The sequence below is a fragment of the Desulforhopalus sp. genome, assembly GCA_030247675.1.
In the GTDB taxonomy this organism is placed as follows: domain Bacteria; phylum Desulfobacterota; class Desulfobulbia; order Desulfobulbales; family Desulfocapsaceae; genus Desulforhopalus_A.
The window spans coordinates 1669461-1686422 of sequence record JAOTRX010000002.1; the positions used below are offsets into that span (position 1 = coordinate 1669461).

19 protein-coding genes are annotated in these 16962 nt (G+C 53.0%); 17 read left to right on the forward strand and 2 right to left on the reverse strand.

Features of this window, described 5'->3' with window-relative positions; all coding sequences use genetic code 11:
* Positions 1-95 precede the first annotated feature (95 nt).
* From OEL83_07215 to OEL83_07280, 14 genes are all read left to right on the forward strand, one after another.
* The gene (locus tag OEL83_07215) at positions 96-1613 is read left to right on the forward strand and encodes a type I restriction-modification system subunit M (GenBank protein ID MDK9706826.1); all 1518 of its coding nucleotides are present in this window, start codon (positions 96-98) and stop codon (positions 1611-1613) included.
* Entirely contained in the window at positions 1610-1837 is a 228-nt protein-coding gene (locus OEL83_07220) for a hypothetical protein (protein MDK9706827.1), read from the forward strand. Before OEL83_07215 ends, OEL83_07220 begins: the two co-directional genes overlap by 4 nt.
* Complete coding sequence (locus OEL83_07225; GenBank protein ID MDK9706828.1) at positions 1834-3357, forward strand: type I restriction-modification system subunit M; 1524 nt, start codon at positions 1834-1836, stop codon at positions 3355-3357. The genes OEL83_07220 and OEL83_07225 overlap by 4 nt, the downstream gene beginning before the upstream one ends.
* Positions 3354-4175, forward strand: coding sequence for a TIGR02391 family protein (locus tag OEL83_07230; GenBank protein ID MDK9706829.1), 822 nt, complete (start codon positions 3354-3356; stop codon positions 4173-4175). The genes OEL83_07225 and OEL83_07230 overlap by 4 nt, the downstream gene beginning before the upstream one ends.
* Positions 4172-5329 carry a restriction endonuclease subunit S gene (locus tag OEL83_07235; GenBank protein ID MDK9706830.1) on the forward strand — a complete coding sequence of 386 codons (1158 nt, stop codon included), beginning with the start codon at positions 4172-4174 and terminating at the stop codon, positions 5327-5329. Before OEL83_07230 ends, OEL83_07235 begins: the two co-directional genes overlap by 4 nt.
* Positions 5322-5471 (forward strand): hypothetical protein, encoded by a 150-nt coding sequence (locus OEL83_07240; protein ID MDK9706831.1) that lies wholly within the window; start codon positions 5322-5324, stop codon positions 5469-5471. Before OEL83_07235 ends, OEL83_07240 begins: the two co-directional genes overlap by 8 nt.
* Before the next feature lie 7 nt (positions 5472-5478).
* Positions 5479-6198 carry a DUF3800 domain-containing protein gene (locus tag OEL83_07245; protein MDK9706832.1) on the forward strand — a complete coding sequence of 240 codons (720 nt, stop codon included), beginning with the start codon at positions 5479-5481 and terminating at the stop codon, positions 6196-6198.
* The gene (locus OEL83_07250) at positions 6191-6715 is read left to right on the forward strand and encodes a hypothetical protein (GenBank protein MDK9706833.1); all 525 of its coding nucleotides are present in this window, start codon (positions 6191-6193) and stop codon (positions 6713-6715) included. Before OEL83_07245 ends, OEL83_07250 begins: the two co-directional genes overlap by 8 nt.
* Before the next feature lie 226 nt (positions 6716-6941).
* Entirely contained in the window at positions 6942-8336 is a 1395-nt protein-coding gene (locus OEL83_07255) for a putative DNA binding domain-containing protein (GenBank protein MDK9706834.1), read from the forward strand.
* On the forward strand, positions 8333-11314 hold the full coding sequence (locus tag OEL83_07260; protein MDK9706835.1) for a type I restriction endonuclease subunit R: 2982 nt from the start codon (positions 8333-8335) through the stop codon (positions 11312-11314). The genes OEL83_07255 and OEL83_07260 overlap by 4 nt, the downstream gene beginning before the upstream one ends.
* 145 nt (positions 11315-11459) lie before the next feature.
* Positions 11460-12743, forward strand: coding sequence for a hypothetical protein (locus OEL83_07265; GenBank protein MDK9706836.1), 1284 nt, complete (start codon positions 11460-11462; stop codon positions 12741-12743).
* A 3-nt stretch (positions 12744-12746) separates the two neighbouring features.
* Positions 12747-12893, forward strand: coding sequence for a hypothetical protein (locus OEL83_07270; GenBank protein ID MDK9706837.1), 147 nt, complete (start codon positions 12747-12749; stop codon positions 12891-12893).
* A 24-nt stretch (positions 12894-12917) separates the two neighbouring features.
* On the forward strand, positions 12918-13352 hold the full coding sequence (locus tag OEL83_07275; protein ID MDK9706838.1) for a hypothetical protein: 435 nt from the start codon (positions 12918-12920) through the stop codon (positions 13350-13352).
* A gap of 19 nt (positions 13353-13371) precedes the next feature.
* Complete coding sequence (locus OEL83_07280) at positions 13372-14403, forward strand: CPCC family cysteine-rich protein (GenBank protein MDK9706839.1); 1032 nt, start codon at positions 13372-13374, stop codon at positions 14401-14403.
* Here OEL83_07280 and OEL83_07285 read toward each other — a convergent pair.
* Together OEL83_07285 and OEL83_07290 are read right to left on the reverse strand one after the other, a co-directional pair.
* On the reverse strand, positions 14362-14874 hold the full coding sequence (locus tag OEL83_07285; GenBank protein ID MDK9706840.1) for an IS630 family transposase: 513 nt from the start codon (positions 14872-14874) through the stop codon (positions 14362-14364). The two genes, OEL83_07280 and OEL83_07285, sit on opposite strands and share 42 nt — an antisense overlap.
* A 29-nt stretch (positions 14875-14903) precedes the next feature.
* Positions 14904-15413, reverse strand: coding sequence for a winged helix-turn-helix domain-containing protein (locus OEL83_07290; protein ID MDK9706841.1), 510 nt, complete (start codon positions 15411-15413; stop codon positions 14904-14906).
* A gap of 155 nt (positions 15414-15568) precedes the next feature.
* On the opposite strand from OEL83_07290, the gene OEL83_07295 reads away from it, so the two are divergent.
* The 3 genes from OEL83_07295 to OEL83_07305 all read left to right on the forward strand — a co-directional run bounded on the left by OEL83_07295 (position 15569) and on the right by OEL83_07305 (position 16770).
* Entirely contained in the window at positions 15569-15901 is a 333-nt protein-coding gene (locus OEL83_07295) for a YnfA family protein (protein ID MDK9706842.1), read from the forward strand.
* 217 nt (positions 15902-16118) lie between these two features.
* The gene (locus tag OEL83_07300; GenBank protein MDK9706843.1) at positions 16119-16406 is read left to right on the forward strand and encodes an integration host factor subunit beta; all 288 of its coding nucleotides are present in this window, start codon (positions 16119-16121) and stop codon (positions 16404-16406) included.
* Positions 16387-16770 (forward strand): hypothetical protein, encoded by a 384-nt coding sequence (locus OEL83_07305; GenBank protein MDK9706844.1) that lies wholly within the window; start codon positions 16387-16389, stop codon positions 16768-16770. The genes OEL83_07300 and OEL83_07305 overlap by 20 nt, the downstream gene beginning before the upstream one ends.
* Positions 16771-16962: the final 192 nt, after the last annotated feature.

Here is a 16962-nt window from a genome sequence, read left to right on the forward strand (position 1 = left end):
CGGTTGATAATTGCCGGACATAGACGCATTTTGCAAGAACGCAAATACAGTCACATAAACGACTTTATGTCCGCTTATCAACTTACGGAATCTGAATGAGCAGAAAGAACGGAAACAACTATTCGGTCGATCTGGATATCGGGACCCTCTCGGGGCATCTCTGGGAGGCCGCCAATATCTTGCGCGGTCCTGTCGATGCGGCTGACTTCAAGACCTACATTTTCCCGCTGCTGTTCTTCAAGCGACTCTCTGACGTCTACGACGAGGAGTATACAGTCGCGCTGGAAGAGTCCGGCGGGGATGTAGAGTTCGCCCAGTTCCCCGAGAACCACCGTTTCCAGGTTCAAGAGGGCTGTCACTGGAAGGATGTCCGGGCCAAGAGTGCCAATATCGGCCATGCGCTCCAAAAGGCTATGCGCTGTATCGAGCAAGCCAACCCGGATACCCTGCACGGCATTTTCGGTGACGCCCAGTGGACCAACAAGGACCGCCTTTCCGACGCGCTGCTCAAGGATCTAATTGAACACTTCTCGTCGCTCAGCCTCGGCAATGAGCACTGCAAGGCTGACATCCTCGGCCAATCCTACGAATACCTGATCAAGAAATTTGCTGACCTTACCAATAAGAAGGCCGGTGAGTTCTATACCCCACGCTCCGTGGTCGCGCTGATGGTCCGCATCCTTGCGCCCAAGGCCGGGGAAACCATCTATGACCCGGCCTGCGGGACCGGCGGCATGCTCCTCGAGGCCCTGCACCATGTCAAAGAGCATGGCGGTGACGAGAACCTCATGCTGGGCAAGCTTTATGGCCAGGAAAAGAATCTGACCACATCCTCCATCGCCCGGATGAACCTCTTTCTTCACGGCGCGGAAGATTTCCATATCGAACGCGGCGACACGCTGCGATTGCCCGCCTTTTATTCGGGAGACAGCCTCGCCACCTTTGATTGCGTCATCGCCAATCCTCCCTTCTCCCTGGAAAAGTGGGGGGATGACGTCTGGATCAACGACCCTTACGGCCGCAACTTCGCGGGGCTCCCGCCAGCCAAGTCCGGAGACTTCGCCTGGGTTCAGCACATGACCAAGTCCATGGCCCGCAAGACCGGCCGCATGGCCGTGGTGCTTCCCCATGGCGTGCTCTTCCGTATGTCCAAGGAAGGCGAGATCCGGCGCAAGCTGCTGGAAATGGATATCCTCGAAACGGTAATCGGCCTTGGTCAGAACATCTTTTATGGCACCGGCCTCGCGCCTTGCGTGCTGGTCTTCAGGGACAGCAAACCAAAGGCCCATCGCCAGAAGGTGCTGTTTATCGACGCCTCGAAAGAACTCAAGACCGGTCGTGCTCAGAACGAACTGTTACCCGAGCACGTGGACAACATCCATCGCTGGTACGAGGCCTATCAGGATGCCGAAGGGATCTGCCGGGTAGTCACGCTCGACGAAATCCGCGAGAACGATTTCAACCTGAACATCCCTCGCTACGTGGAGCCGGTGATCGAGGAAGAATCCATGACCATCAATCAGGCCATCGCCAACCTCAAGGAGTCGTTGCAGGCAGCGTATGCGGCCGAGGATCGCCTGAAGGAACTGCTGCTCAGAGAGGGCCTGTTATGAAAGTCTATCAGTACAGATCACCTGTTGGCCGCTTTCTCATCAAACCGCAAACCAACGGTCGTTGGGGTCTTTGGTTCAACGATGACTTGCTCGGCTCCTATCACTCGGCCATGGCGGCCGCCGATGACGTCTACATGCAGGCGACCGGCGATTACGATTGGGACTCCCTGGATGGCGTCGATATTCCAACGGACATTACTGAATGGGAAGTGGTAGCGCTATGAAGAAGAACAAACACATTTCCCAATCGGAACTTGAATCCTACCTCTGGGGCGCGGCCACCTTGCTGCGCGGCTACATCGACGCAGGGGACTACAAGCAGTTCATCTTCCCGCTACTGTTTTACAAGCGCCTGTGCGACGTGTATGACGAGGAGCTGGCTGATGCGCTGGAGGAATCCGGTGGCGATCAGAAATACGCCGCGCTCCCAGAACAGCACCGTTTCCAGATTCCGGAGGAAGCACACTGGAAAGCCACCCGCACCAAGGTCAAAAACGTGGGCAAAACCATCCAGGATACCCTGCGCGACATTGAACGCGCCAACCCCGACACCCTGTACGGGGTCTTCGGCGATGCCCAGTGGACCAACAAAGACCGCCTGCCGGATCACATGCTGCGCGAACTTATCGAGCACTTCAGCTCGCAGACTTTGTCGCTTTCCAACTGCCCGGAGGATGAACTGGGCGTGGGCTACGAGTTTCTGATCAAGAAGTTCGCCGACGATTCCGGCCACACCGCTGCGGAGTTCTATACGAATCGCACCGTGGTCCACCTGATGACCGAGATGCTGGAACCCAAGCCAGGCGAGTCGATCTATGACCCGACCTGCGGTTCGGCTGGCATGCTGCTCTCCTCCGTCGCCCACCTGAAGCGACAGAACAAGGAATGGCGGAACCTGCGACTATTCGGTCAGGAGCGCAACCTGCTCACCTCGGCCATCGGCCGGACGAATCTGTTCCTGCACGGCATCGAGGACTTCCGCATCTTCCGGGGCGACACCCTGACGGGTCCCGCCTTTGTCGAAGGCGACCGACTCATGCAGTTCGACGTGGTCTTGGCCAATCCGCCATATTCCATCAAGCAGTGGAACCGCGAGGCCTGGGCCGCCGATCCATGGGGTCGGAACATCTACGGTACTCCGCCCCAAGGCCGTGCCGACTACGCCTTCTGGCAGCACATCGTCGAGAGCATGAAGGCTAAAACCGGCCGATGCGCCATCCTGTTTCCGCATGGTGTCCTCTTTCGCAATGAAGAGCTGGCGATGCGCGAAAAGCTGGTTACCCACGACGTGGTGGAGTGTGTTCTGGGCCTCGGACCCAACCTCTTTTACAACTCGCCCATGGAAGCCTGCGTCGTCATCTGCCGCATGAACAAGCCTAAGGAGCGCAGGAACAAAGTGCTCTTCGTCAACGCGGTGAACGAAGTGACCCGCGAGCGGGCGCAGAGCTTCCTCACCGACGACCACATCCAGCGGATTGTCGCCGCCTACCGTACTTTCGGCGACAAGGAAGGCTTTGCTCGGGTGGTCAGCAATAAAGAAATCCGGGAAAAAGGCAGCAACCTCAGCATCCCGCTCTATGTGCGGGCGGACAACGGAAACGGCAATGGCAACGGGGCGGCCGAAACGGTCAGCCTCAAACAAGCCATTGCCAACTGGCAGGAAAGTTCGATGGCTCTGCGGAAATCCATGGGCAGCCTCTTTGAGGTGCTTGAGGATGCCCGGGTGATAAGAGGTGCCGAATGAGTGCACACCCTCCATTCGATCCGGGTACAGTTGAGGCCATTGCCAAGGTGATTGGTGAGGCTGGGTCAGGAACAGACATCAGTCGATACTTCCAGGTGAACGGGCTTGTTGATGACTCTGGCGAATCCACCAAGTGGCGGCGTCTCAATTCGGTATTTCTGAAAAACCAAGCAACGATAAAAAGCGCCAACCAGATTCTTGCCTTTGTCAGATCCTATCTTGTCCCAAGTCGCTTTGTTGGAAAACGAGATCAGTTCGAACACCATCGCGGTGAGCTCAACGCGATCTTAATTCTGCATGGCCTCGAATATGGCAAGGATGGCCAATTCAGGCATACAGCCCAAGCAAGAACATTAGATGAAGCAGAAACGCGAGCACAGGGTGTTCGTAACAAGTTGGCTTCCCGTAATACTCATCCTGAAGTCTACAAATACTGCCAGCCAGAACTAATGCAGGACAACTATTTCCATGCAGTTTTTGAAGCCTGCAAAGGGTTGTTCCAAAGGATTCGTGATCTTTCCAGTATTGAAGCCGATGGTGCCAACCTGATTGACAGGGCTTTCTCGATTGAAAATCCATCCCTCGCATTCAACACACTTCAGACTGAAACAGAAAAGTCAGAACACAAAGGATTTGCACAGCTTCTGAAGGGATGTGCAGCGGCGATCCGTAACCCGCTGGCGCACGGTCCCAAAATACTTTGGCAGGGAGAGATAGACGCCGCAGATTATCTCACTCTGATTTCCATGCTGCACAGAAAGCTGGATCAATGCGTCAAAGTTCCTAATCCGGAGTATCGGGGTGAGGGTGACGCATGACTGAACTGAAGCCCGGCTGGAAAATGGTCAAGTTCGGCGACATCGCGCAGAGCATTGCTATGAGGGTAAACCCCGCTGATGCCAAGACCGATGTCTATGTTGGGCTCGAACATCTCGATCCTAGCACGCTCCACCTGCGCCAGTGGGGTCACCCGTCCGATGTCACCGGGCAAAAACTGGCCTTCAAGAAAGGCGATGTGATCTTTGGCCGCCGCCGTGCGTATCAGCGCAAGCTCGCCGTGGCGGAGTTCGACGGTATCTGCTCGGCCCATGCCATGGTAGTGCGGGCAAAGTCTAAAATGATTCTGCCGGAGTTCCTGCCGTTCTTTCTGCAATCCGACATGTTTATGGAGCGGGCCATTGGAATATCGGTGGGCTCTCTTTCGCCAACGATTAACTGGAAGACAATGCGAGTTCAGGAATTCCTGCTGCCACCTCTTGATGAACAAAAGCGTATTGCCGAGATCCTATGGGCAGCGGATGAGGCAGTAGAGCAATGGCGGCGAGTTTATTCTGTTCTAAACGTTATGATATCCGTTCACAGAGTGGAGTTTTTTTCCAGAAAGAATTGGCCAAAGAAGAAGCTGAAAAACCTATTTTCTGTTCAATTGGGAAAAATGCTGTCGCCAAAGGCCAAAACGGGTAATTCATCATTTCTGTATTTAGCCAATTACAACGTCCAGTGGGACCGTATTGATCTGGGAAAGGTCCAAGAAATGGACTTTTCAGAAAAGGAGCGGGAAAAGTTTGCGTTGACCCCAGGAGATATTCTCGTCTGTGAAGGGGGCGAGGTAGGACGCAGTGCGATATGGCATGGAGAAATTAAAAATTGTTATTACCAAAAGGCACTGCACCGGCTCCGTCCTATTTCCAATTTCTCTTCAGAAGTCATGCTGCAGTTTATGATGTGGGCTGATAGAAAAGGATTATTCAAAGCTCTCACAGGACATTCCACCATAGCCCATTTAACTGCAATCAAGCTTAAAGAAATGGATGTGCCTGTTCCGTCAGATAAAGAGCAAGCACTCGTTGATCTGTTTTTCAGGGAGATGAAGTCAGTCAGGCGTATCGTATCAGAGCAAATAGCCAAGACAACAGAGCTTAAACAGTCGTTGTCATGTGGTCTGCTTACTAACGGAGTTCCCCATGTTTAATGAAGAAAACACTGTCGAACAGATGGTTCTCGACACGTTCTGCGGCGGCGTGCCTTCGAACATGGTTGCCGCAAAACTCACCTGCCTCGGTCACAGAATTATGATTCTGCTCAGTCAGGACGGAGAAAGAGCGGAGATATGAGGTCGCAATGAAGAACACGATCAATATTTACTGCGATGAGAGCTGTCATTTGCCGCATGACGACCAGAAAGCCATGGTTCTCGGCGCGCTCTGGTGCATTAAGGCCAAGGCCAGCGAACATAATCAGGCCATTGCAGGGTTGAAAGCCAAACATCACCTGTCGCCATTTTTCGAGATCAAGTGGTCAAAGGTGTCTCCGGCCAAACTCGATTTTTATCGAGAACTGGTGGATTATTTTTTTTCCTGTCCCGCCATGGGGTTCCGTGCCTGGGTGATTCCAGACAAATCCGTCTTGTCTCACGAACAATACAACCAGACCCATGATGACTGGTATTATAAGATGTATTTCTATTTATTGAGAAATCTGATATCCTCGGAGCGAAAATATCACATTTATCCGGACATAAAAGACACTCGCAGCAGGCATAAACTGCAAAAGCTCAGGCAGGTGTTGAGTAATGCGAATTACGATTTTTCGAGAGAAATTATTGAGAGGATTCAACATGTCCACTCGCATGACATAGGTCTTATGCAACTCGTGGATGTCTTGATCGGGGCTGTTGCATATCATGCGCGCGGCTTAACGGGTAGCACCGCAAAGACTGAAATTATTCAGCAGATTAAGGCCAGATCCGGTTTGAGCCTGAATTGCAACACGCTGCCGACCGAACGAAAATTCAACCTCTGTATTTGGCGACCGAATGGCGGAGGTTTTGAGAATGCCTGAATGGCTGCCTGAAATGGCTTTGGTTAATCCTTGGACGGAAGCCACTTATGAGATGCTCTATGAAATTTTCTGCCGTGATATTCGAGATGCCGGCCTAAAGTATGTAGGGCACGATGTCTGGATTTTTCGCAACATGGAAGATGGCAAAGAGGAAATATTCTGGCATCTGACTTCTCGTAAGATAAAAGCTGAGAAGATTCCTCGACGGAAAAGAAAATTTTTCCCAGGCAATCCGGAAGATGCTGAGCAGGAAAGATTACCCGATCCGAGACGATGCGAGCGACTGCCATGGGTGAAACCGTTGCTTGAACACCCCACCGAGCCGGAAGTGCTGGCGTGGGATTATGAGGAAGGGGATAAAACTATAAAGACCTACATCTGGATGCAGGATTACGATTTTGTTGTGATCATGAAAAAATTTCCTGATGGCAAACGACGCCTGATCACATCGTTTTATGTGGATAGTAAATATACGAGAAACGATTTTGCAAGGAAGCATGCGACCCGCATAAACTAAGAAAGGCCTGCTCAGACGGCAGGCCCATCTCCTTCGGCTCTTACACCAAACTGGATGGCCGATGAGTTCATTTATACTATTACGATCGGTGATCGATTGTCAAGCTTTAAGAGAAAGTTGGACGGTGAAAGGAAATAAAGGGGTGCTGGCGTGTCATGTTTAACGAAGAAAACACTGTCGAACAGATGGCTGAAAGAAGTGTGAAGTTTGAAGGGTGAGGTGTGAAATGAGAATCAAGGAACTTCAATCTCAAGTCTCCCTCGGCGAGGACAGCAGGCGCCAGTTCAAGGCCGATGTGCGCAATGCCGAATCCCTGGCTTCCGAGATGGCCGCATTTGCAAATTCCGAGGGCGGGACAATTTACCTGGGCGTGGCCGATAACGGCAGCACGCCGGGACTCGACCAGGCCGACGTTGCCCGGATTAATCAGCTTGTCAGCAATGCCGCGAGCCAGCTTGTTAAAAGTCCGCTGACGGTGCGGACCGAGAACGTCGCCCTAAAAAGTGGCCGTGTCGTGATTGTGCTGACCGTGCCCAAGGGGCTCGACAAGCCCTACTTCGACAAGAATGGAGTGATCTGGCTGAAAACGGGAGCGGACAAGCGGCGCGTGAACTCCAAGGAGGAGCTGCGCCGTCTGTTCCAGATGACGGATCAGTTCCATGCCGATGAACTGCCGACCAGAGCGGGGCTCGACAAGCTGGATAAACTGCGCTTCCGCGATTTCCTCCGCGACATCTATGAGCAGGATTACCCGGACGATTTGGAAGAGTTGACGCGCCTGCTCCAGAACATGAACCTGGCCACTGATGACGGAGTACTGAATCTGGCAGGATTGCTGATGTTCGCCGAAAGGCCAGAACGCATCAAGCCGCAATTCGTGGTCAAGGCGATCCGCTATCCCGGCAATCAGATTCACGCGACCGATTATATCGATACCGAAGACTTCGCCGGGCCGCTGCCGAAAATCTTCCAGGACGCCTTGGCTTTTGTGATGCGCAACCTGCACAAGGTCCAGGCGGGGCGCGGCGTGAACGCGCCCGGACAGCCGGAAATCCCGGAAAGCGTTTTCGAGGAACTGCTGGTCAACGCCCTCGTGCACCGGGATTATCTGGTGAGTGCACCAGTCCGGCTGTTCATCTTCGACAATCGCATCGAAATCTTCAGCCCCGGCCATCTGCCCAATAACCTGACCGTCGAAAAGATACGGACGGGGAACTCCAATATCCGCAATCCGATCCTGGTCTCCTATGTGGCTAAGGGCCTGTTGCCCTACCACGGGCTGGGCTCTGGAATCAAACGCGCCTTGACGCAGTGGCCACAGATCGACTTCACAGACGACAGGGACGGGTGCCTGTTCACCGCTACGGTTCATCGGAAGCCGATAGAAGATCTGGAGTTGGTGAACATTGCACCGAAAAGTTCACTAAAAAGTTCACCGAAAACCGAGGAGCAAATCCTTGAAATAATGCGGGGGAATGCCTCGATCACGACGGAACAGTTAGGGGAAATCTTAGGCATTACAAAGCGCGCGGTGTTGAAGCAGATTGAAAAACTCAAGGGACATGGACGCTTGCAACGGGTCGGTCCTGCCAAGGGCGGCCACTGGGAGGTCTTGTCATGACCTACTTCAACGAGGGAAATACGGTCGAGCAACTAGTGCTGGACACCCTGACTAACAAGGACAGCCGGTGGTGTTTTGCCGAGCCGCAAGCCGATTATCTTAACTCACATCTCACACTTCACGTTTCCAACCTTAAATGGCGTTTTGTGCTCGCCGAGGAGCTGCCACGCCGGAACGAAGATGTGCTGGTGGAATCGATGGTACGCGACGCCCTCATTCGCCTGAACCCGGAAATGAAGGTGCAGGCCGACCGCGCCGACGAGGTGCTCTATCGCCTGCGAGCCATCCCCTTGTCGGTACAGAGCGAAGGTCTGGTGCGGGCCAACGAGCTGTTTGCCGAATGGCTGCGGGGCGAGAAGTCCATGCCCTTCGGCGAGCGCGGCGAACACACGCCGGTACGCCTGATCGACTTCGATGATCCGAGCAACAACGAATACGTGGTCACCAATCAGTGGGTCTACCCGGTGAAAGAAGGCGGCCGCCGCTTCGACATTGTCATGCTGGTCAACGGCATACCACTGGTGATCGGCGAGGCAAAGACGCCGGTACGCCCGGCGGTGACCTGGGTGGACGGGGCCAGCGACATCCACAACGGCTACGAAAAGAGTGTGCCTCAGATGTTCGTGCCGGGCGTCCTCTCCTTTGCCACCGAGGGCAAGTGCTACCGCTATGGCTCGGTGCGCATGCCCATCGATATATGGGGTCCCTGGCACGATCCCGAGGACAAGTCCGAAGGGACGATAGTCGATGTACAGCGGTCAATTCGCGCTATGTTGCGCCCGCATATCGTGCTGGACATCCTGCAGAACTTCACCCTGTTCGCCACCGACAAGAAGTACCGGCGCATCAAGATCATCTGCCGTTATCAGCAGTACGAGGCTGCCAACCTAATGGTGGCCCGCGTGGTGGCTGGGTATCCGAAGAAGGGTCTGATCTGGCACTTCCAGGGCTCAGGCAAGTCTCTGTTGATGGTGTTCGCCGCGCAGAAGCTTCGGATGCACCTCAAGCTGGGAAACCCCACAGTGATGATCGTGGTGGATCGTATCGACCTGGACACCCAGATCACTTCCACCTTCAATGCAGCTGACATTCCGAACATGATCGGGGCTGCGACCCGGCAGGAGCTGCAAAGTCTATTGGCGGCGGATACCCGGAAGATCATCATCACCACCATTCACAAATTCGGTGAGGCGGACGGTCGCCTGAATGAACGTTCCAACATAATTGTTATGGTGGACGAAGCCCACCGCACCCAGGAAGGCGACCTGGGTCGCAAGATGCGCGATGCGTTGCCTAATGCATTTCTTTTTGGTCTGACCGGCACGCCGATCAACAAGCGGGATCGCAACACCTTTTGGGCTTTCGGTGCGGATGAGGATAAACAGGGTTACATGAGTCGCTACTCGTTCCAGGATTCGATCCGGGACAAAGCCACTCTACCACTGCACTTCGAGGTGGTGGATGTTAAGCTTCGTATCAATAAAGATGCCATTGACGAAGCCTATTCCCAGATGACCGAAGAGCTGAGCGAACAGGATCGTGACGACCTGGCCAAGCGGGCCGCCAAGATGGCAGTTTTGATCAAGGCTCCTGTGCGGGTAGGCGCGATCTGCCAGCACATTGCGAACCACTATCAGCAGAAGGTGGAACCGAACGGCTTCAAAGCCCAGATGGTTACCTTCGACCGGGAGTGCTGCGTATTGTACAAAAAGGCAATGGACGAGTTGATTGGCAAGGACGCCAGCGCCATTGTCATTCACACTCAGGGTGGCAAATCCGACATCTATGCTGAGTGGAAGCTGACCAAGGATGAGGAGGAAAATCTCCTCGATCGGTTCCGGGACCCGAACGATCCGCTCAAGTTCCTGATCGTTACCTCCAAGCTGCTGACCGGGTTTGACGCACCTATCCTACAGGTGATGTACCTGGATAAGCCGATGAAGGATCACAACCTGCTGCAGGCCATCTGCCGCACTAACCGAGTCTATCCCGACAAGACCCACGGTTTGATCGTTGATTATCTGGGCATCTTCGACGACGTGGCCACCGCGCTCGATTTTGATGAAAAGGCCGTGCAGAAGGTCATCACCAACCTCGATGAACTCAAGAAAGAGCTACCCGGACAGTCGGCGAAATGTCTGTCGTTCTTCCCAGGTGTGGATCGCACCGTAGGTGGTTACGAGGGGCTGATCGCTGCTCAAGACTGCCTGCCGGATAACGAGACACGGGACAAGTTCGCGGCGGAATACTCGGTGCTCTCCCGTCTGTGGGAAGCGCTGTCTCCTGATCCCTGTCTCGGACTTTACGAGACCGGCTACAAGTGGCTGACCCAGGTTTATGAATCGGTGAAGCCGCCGAGCGGCAACGGCAAGTTGCTCTGGCACGCCCTGGGTGCCAAAACAATCGAACTGGTGCATGAAAACGTGCATCTGGAGACGGTGCGCGACGATCTGGATACCCTGGTGATGGACGCCGAGGTCCTCGAAGGACTGCTCGATGCCAAGGACCCGGACAAGAAATCCAAGGAAATCGAGATCAAGCTCATCGCCCGCCTGCGCAAGTACAAGGACAATCCGAAATTTGTCGCCCTAGGCGAGCGCCTCGAAAAGCTGAAGGAACGGCACGAACAGGGCCTGCTCCACAGCCTCGACTTCCTCAAGGAACTGCTGACCCTGGCCAAGGAGGTCGTCCAGGCCGAGAAGCACGTGGACCCCGTCGATGAACAGGCCAAGGCCAAAGCGGCCCTGACCGAACTGTTTGCCGAGGTAAAGAACGGTAAGACACCGATGGTGATCGAGCGGATCGTGACCGACATCGACGATATCGTGCGCCTGGTCCGATTCCCCGGCTGGCAAAACACCAAAGCCGGAGAACGCGAGGTCCAGAAGGCCCTGCGCAAAGTGATTTACGTGAAATACCAGGTCAAGGACCAGGATCTATTCGATAAGGCGTTCGGATATATCCGGCAGTACTACTGAGAAGGGAAGGTAATGGGCTATATTAGAGCTCATTTCCCAAGGGGGGGTCATGAATCAACAGGGGCTGTCATCACCAAGAGAACATCATTTCTACGTCGCGATTGCCAAGTTCCTTTTCCACCATCCGGAGCATGGCATTGTATCCGTGGGAGATCCGATCAAGATCAAGGACGCAGAGCAGTACGGGCTCAGTCCCTTCATACTCTATGGATTGACCGTTGCCGGGTTGCCCATTCGGTGGATGACCTACACTCCAGTCGACCAGCCCAAGGCCTTCCGGGATGTTCTTCTGGAAGCGTGGCGTAACGCCGATGGCTTGCGTGGCCGACCGGACATCCTGCGGGTCAACCGCCACCTCGCCCTGGCGAGCCCGGAACTGGCGCGGGATATGGCAAAAATCGAAGTCCAGGTCGAAGTCGCAGATGCCAAGGAGAAATCCCTTCCCGCTTCCCTGCGATCAGCCCAGGACTTCAGCAGGTGGCTGCTGGGGAAGCACGACAGAAAAGACCAATCCCTTACCGGGTCCATCCAAGCCCTTTGTCGGGACGCTCAATATGACCACGACTTTCAGGTCAGGGGTGGTCACAGGAGCGTAAATAGCCGCGAGGTGGGAGACAGAATCCAACAGTGGCTGGCCTTACCGGCACAAGGACCGGTGCCAACCCTGACCGGTGGACTCGACTGGGAACCTGGTCCATGGCTGTCATCCTGGGAATCCTCCCTGCCGCCCAATCCGCCCCGTTATTTCAACCTCAACGGGTTTGATGGCAGGACCTGGCTGCTGACAGGAGAGAAGGCGACGGAGGACATCGTTGAGGATGATAATTTCTGGGCCGATACTTATTATGACAACGCGGCTGAGATCGCCAAAAACCTCGTGGCGTGCTGGCCCAATCCGCCTGCAGAGGTTGCCAAGTGTGCAGGGATCACCCTACGGGAACTTCAATGGTTCACCTCGGGCAAGGCCCCCCTGGATCAGCGCTTTGACCTGGAAGCCTTACTCGGCATCGAATACGACGAAAGCATGCGTAGTTATATAGGGGTCGGGCCTTATGTCTTGATGGCCCACAAACCCCTAGCCCTCAAGGAAGTCTATGAAGCCATTTCCAATGGCGGAGATGCACGCCCTTGTGAGATTGTCCCGAACCAGGGAGCCGCAGACCCAAGCTGGCGATACGTGTTGATCAACGCGTATGGAGAGCCCCCGAGCATTGTGATGTCACCTCGCGGGGCAAAAATCACGGAGCGTCTTCCGGACTTGTTATTGAATTACGCCGGTATCACACCTGTCTCCCCGGAGTTCTACCGGGATGTCGTTTCTACCTGTACCCGAGCCTGCCGTGAACCTGCGGCCAACATCCGCGAGATGACAGACTTCGTGAAACGCTACGAAGAGCACTGGGGAGGTTGCGCCTGGCAGCCGGAGTGAATCATGACCGACCTTCTATTTTCCTCACCTCCTCACCTGCGCGTGTCGGACTACGAAGACTGCGGAGACCATTACCTCATTTCGGCAATCGGTTCGCAGGAACCGGAGGCGTGCCCTGATTACGGCCATGACGACCCGTTGTCTGATTGAGTCAAAGCGCGGAGATTGGAATCGGTGGAAACGGCAAAAACGTCATTCAGGCAAAACAAATTGGGCCGCAAACATATCAAGAGCTTCGCTAGCGGCATCGCCCATATGTTTGCCTGCTCGGCTCAGCATTATGCCTGGCTGGCGTATCAACACCAGATGCCGACGGTAACAATTGACCTGCTTGCGCTACGAGTCGAACCCGCTGAGTTTGATATTGAAAGGAACCGGATTCTTGCCGGGATGTGTCAGCGAACGCTCCTCCGAAACACCGAGCAATTGGCACCACCCGGTGCTGTGGTTTCGGCCGTTCTGTCTGCCCACTTTGGGATTGATGACTATGCGGAAGACGCTCGGACCGCCTCAATTGGCAGGTCCGTTTTCACCGCAATCCTGACCGATGACCGAGGCAAGGAGTGGCGCGTTGACCATGCTGAAGAGCGGGTGCTTGTCGATGATTGAGCACACGAAAATGGGGGATATGGGAAACGAATCTGACAAAGCCCCAGACGCTATCGCAGAATTTCAGGAGAGAAGGCGGGCTTTTGACAGACTGTGCAATCAGCTCTGGAATCCCAACGGGAAACCATATGAGGTCTTCATTCGCTGTGCCTGCCCCGCATGTGGGTACCCAACCATAGGTGAGCGTTCTCGGTACGACATGTGTTATCTGTGTATGTGGGAGGACGATGGCCAGGATGACGATAGTGCCGATGAGGTTTGGGGTGGTCCGAATGGAGATTATTCGCTGACGGAAGCAAGACAGAATTTCTCTCGTTTCGACAGCATGTACCGTCCAGATGATATTTCCGGATCTGAGTGGGCGAATAAGGACCTTGCTGCAAAGAACAAGATCAGAAAGATGTACGACTCTCTGCCAACCATCTCTGACAGCAAAAAACTTGCGGAACAGATATTGGCAGTGAAAAGGCTTGAAGGGTCGCCGACGACTCTTGAGGAATATCTGTCACGGAAACCTCTGCGCTATGATCAACGAAAGGGAGTGGTCCTCGATGATTGGTGGTTAGCTCACCCCGTTTGGGAGGGAACCCCTTATCAATACGGAAGGGTTACTCGGGATTCAGCGCTGAGATATTCTCTTCAACGTTTAAGCCGAATGGAAGACCACTGCAAACGTCTAAGAGGGAAAATCCCTGGTTTTAATCGATGTCCGTGTGCGGCTTGCGGGTTTCCAACAGTACGAATCGGTGATCCCCGATGTTTATTATGTGATTGGCAGCAGAACGTGTCTGCCTCAGATACATCTGGTAGCGCAGAAAAGCCATTACATATTGAATATACCCTGACCGAAGCACGGATAAATTTTGAAAAGTATCTGACAACGTATTGTCCGGAGGATGAGCCGAAATTCAGCCGAAGTCAGAAAAATCTGTTGAAGAAATGCCTTCTGATCCGAGCTTATTTGGAACTCTCTGCGGGCAGTTTTCAGGTTGAAAACCTGGTAATTCCATTACGCCTTCAAGATGGCACTAATCCAAGGCCAATTAGTTAAACTTCTGACCGACGACTTGTTTGCCGCCATCTTTGCCAAGCCAAATTCAGCATGGGCAGTTGCAGCATCAAGTGATTCGAAAACTCGGTTGGCAAAATAGTTTCGGCGCAACATGTTCCATATTTGTTCCGCGGGGTTCAACTCTGGTGAATATGGTGGTAGTCTTAATAGTGCAACATTTTCGGGAATAACAAGATCTTTGCTTCTGTGGGATGATGCTCCATCGACAACCATGACGATAAATTCTTCCTTGTGCGCCAGACTGATCTGGGCAAGAAAACGGGTCATGTTCTCAGTATTCATCTTCTCGGTTGTCATAAAATCAAGGCTGCCATCCCACGGGCTGACAGCGGCGTATTCGTAACGGAACTCCCGTATCAATGCCAGGTTTACAACCGGACGATGTGGGGCTGGCGCCCAACATGATCGAGGGTCGCTCATTCTGCCAAAGCGGGCTTCGTCTTGAAACATGAGCCGCACAGGCAATTGGTTTTCATTTTTTAGGCAGGCGGCCGCCACTGTTTTTGGGAATTTTTTTTAAACTCATCCTGTGCCGCAGGATCGCTCTTTGGGTGTTTGGTATCCGGTTGCACCTTCCGCCACCCATGACGGGCCAATAGCCGATATGTTGTTGACTGAGGAATGGCATGTCCAAGTCGTTCAATCAGAGCTGCATGGAGAGGGGGTACTGTCAACACTCCACCCTTTGTTGCCTGTTCTTGCCAGTGAGAGAGAAACTGCCTTTCCTCTTCAATGGTCATTGAGGAATTCCGACGACCACCCCATGTATTTTTTGATGTGTCGTCTTGATTGCGAATTTTACTTCGGTCACGAAAAACAGTGCGACGGCTTATACCCAAAGTATCTGCGGCTCTGTCAGCGTCGAAACCATATTCCGCGACAAGAATCACCGACAGGGCTTTTCTGTAATCGCTGATCGTGGTAGCTTGATCACGTAATAGCTTGGCTTTTTGTACTTCATCTAGATCTGTACATGCTTTTCTTGCCATGGCTCACCTCCATGGCAAGACTATATCAAAATGTCATCTTGAATGCAAATTGGAATAAGTAGAATTCTTGATCTTGAAAAACAAATCCTGGCCGAGAGGGAGGGCAAGGACTGCCACAGGAACGACTCGTATCCTCCGAAGGGGTAAGACGATACATGACTGCACTGAATACATTTGGTTTATTCATCATTACCGCCATCGCCGAAATCGTCGGCTGCTATCTGCCATACCTGTGGCTGAAGAAGTCTGCCTCTCCTTGGGTCCTGCTGCCAGCCGCTGCGAGTTTGGCGCTCTTTGCATGGCTGCTTTCGTTGCATCCAACCGCAGCGGGTCGCGTTTATGCCGCCTACGGTGGCGTTTACGTGACCGTTGCGCTGGTCTGGTTGTGGCTGGTGGATGGGGTTCGGCCTCACGTTTGGGATTTTGTCGGTGTGGCTGTGATGCTGCTTGGTATGAGCATCATCATGTTCGCGCCCCGTGGCGGATGACCTATGCAGGAAATGACCAATTCGATTCCCATTTTGGGAACCGAATTGGCGTCCGAAAATTCGGATGCGCACTTGTTGCGGTTCGACGACAGGTATCCGGTTTTTTTGCAAACCCGTCACCCTCATCCGGTGCCGGAAATTGGGGAGAAAATCGTTTCTCTGGTCTGGTTGGCGGGAAATGGTTTAGTAAACGGCAACCTCCTTCAAAGGGACCTCTATGAACAAATCAGACCTGATAGACGCACTCGCAAGAGATCAAAATCTTCCTATTAAAACTGCAGAATCCATTCTCGCTACGGTCTTGGATGCCATGACAGAGACATTGGTCGAAGGCGGTAACGTAGAAATTCGTGGTTTTGGCAGTTTTACTGTGAGGGAATACCAGTCCTACGACGGCAGAAATCCTAAAACCCACAAGATAGTCAAGGTGAAGCCGAAAAAGCTCCCTTTCTTCAAGGTCGGCAAAGAACTACGTAAAGCCGTAAATGATGGAAAAGCAAAATAACTCAATGTTCACTGAAAATTGGGATAAGAGTTGGCACATAGTAGCCGGTGATGAACTGCTTGCCAAAGAACTGATGCCAGTTTTTGAAAAATACCTGACTGCTTTACAGAAGAAGGGTGCATCAAAATCAACGATGAACCGGCACAAAAATGCCTGCCATGCCATCGGTGGATATATCATCAACCAAGTGTTCAAATATGAATGGGACGAACTTGAAGAGCCTTGGAATGGTGAAGAAATTATCTTTCGGTGTGTATATGGGCTTGATGGCCCATTAATCTACGATGACAATCCTTCCTTGCAAAAAGAAGTAGATGCTACCAGTCGGAAACTCTACAATTTCATTCTAAAGGGTACCGTGTAGCAGCCAGCAAAAGTACAAGTGGTTTTCTCGTTGCCATTAATCTGTCAGTTCACCGGTTATTTTGCTCTAGTGTCTAGTCAACAATCAAGTGTCGGATAAAGACGCAACAATTTTACCCGTGCGTTGTCGGTCGTAAACTGCCAATTCACTTTTGCATTTTTATTGTTTCTGTGTTTCTGCCATGCACTTACT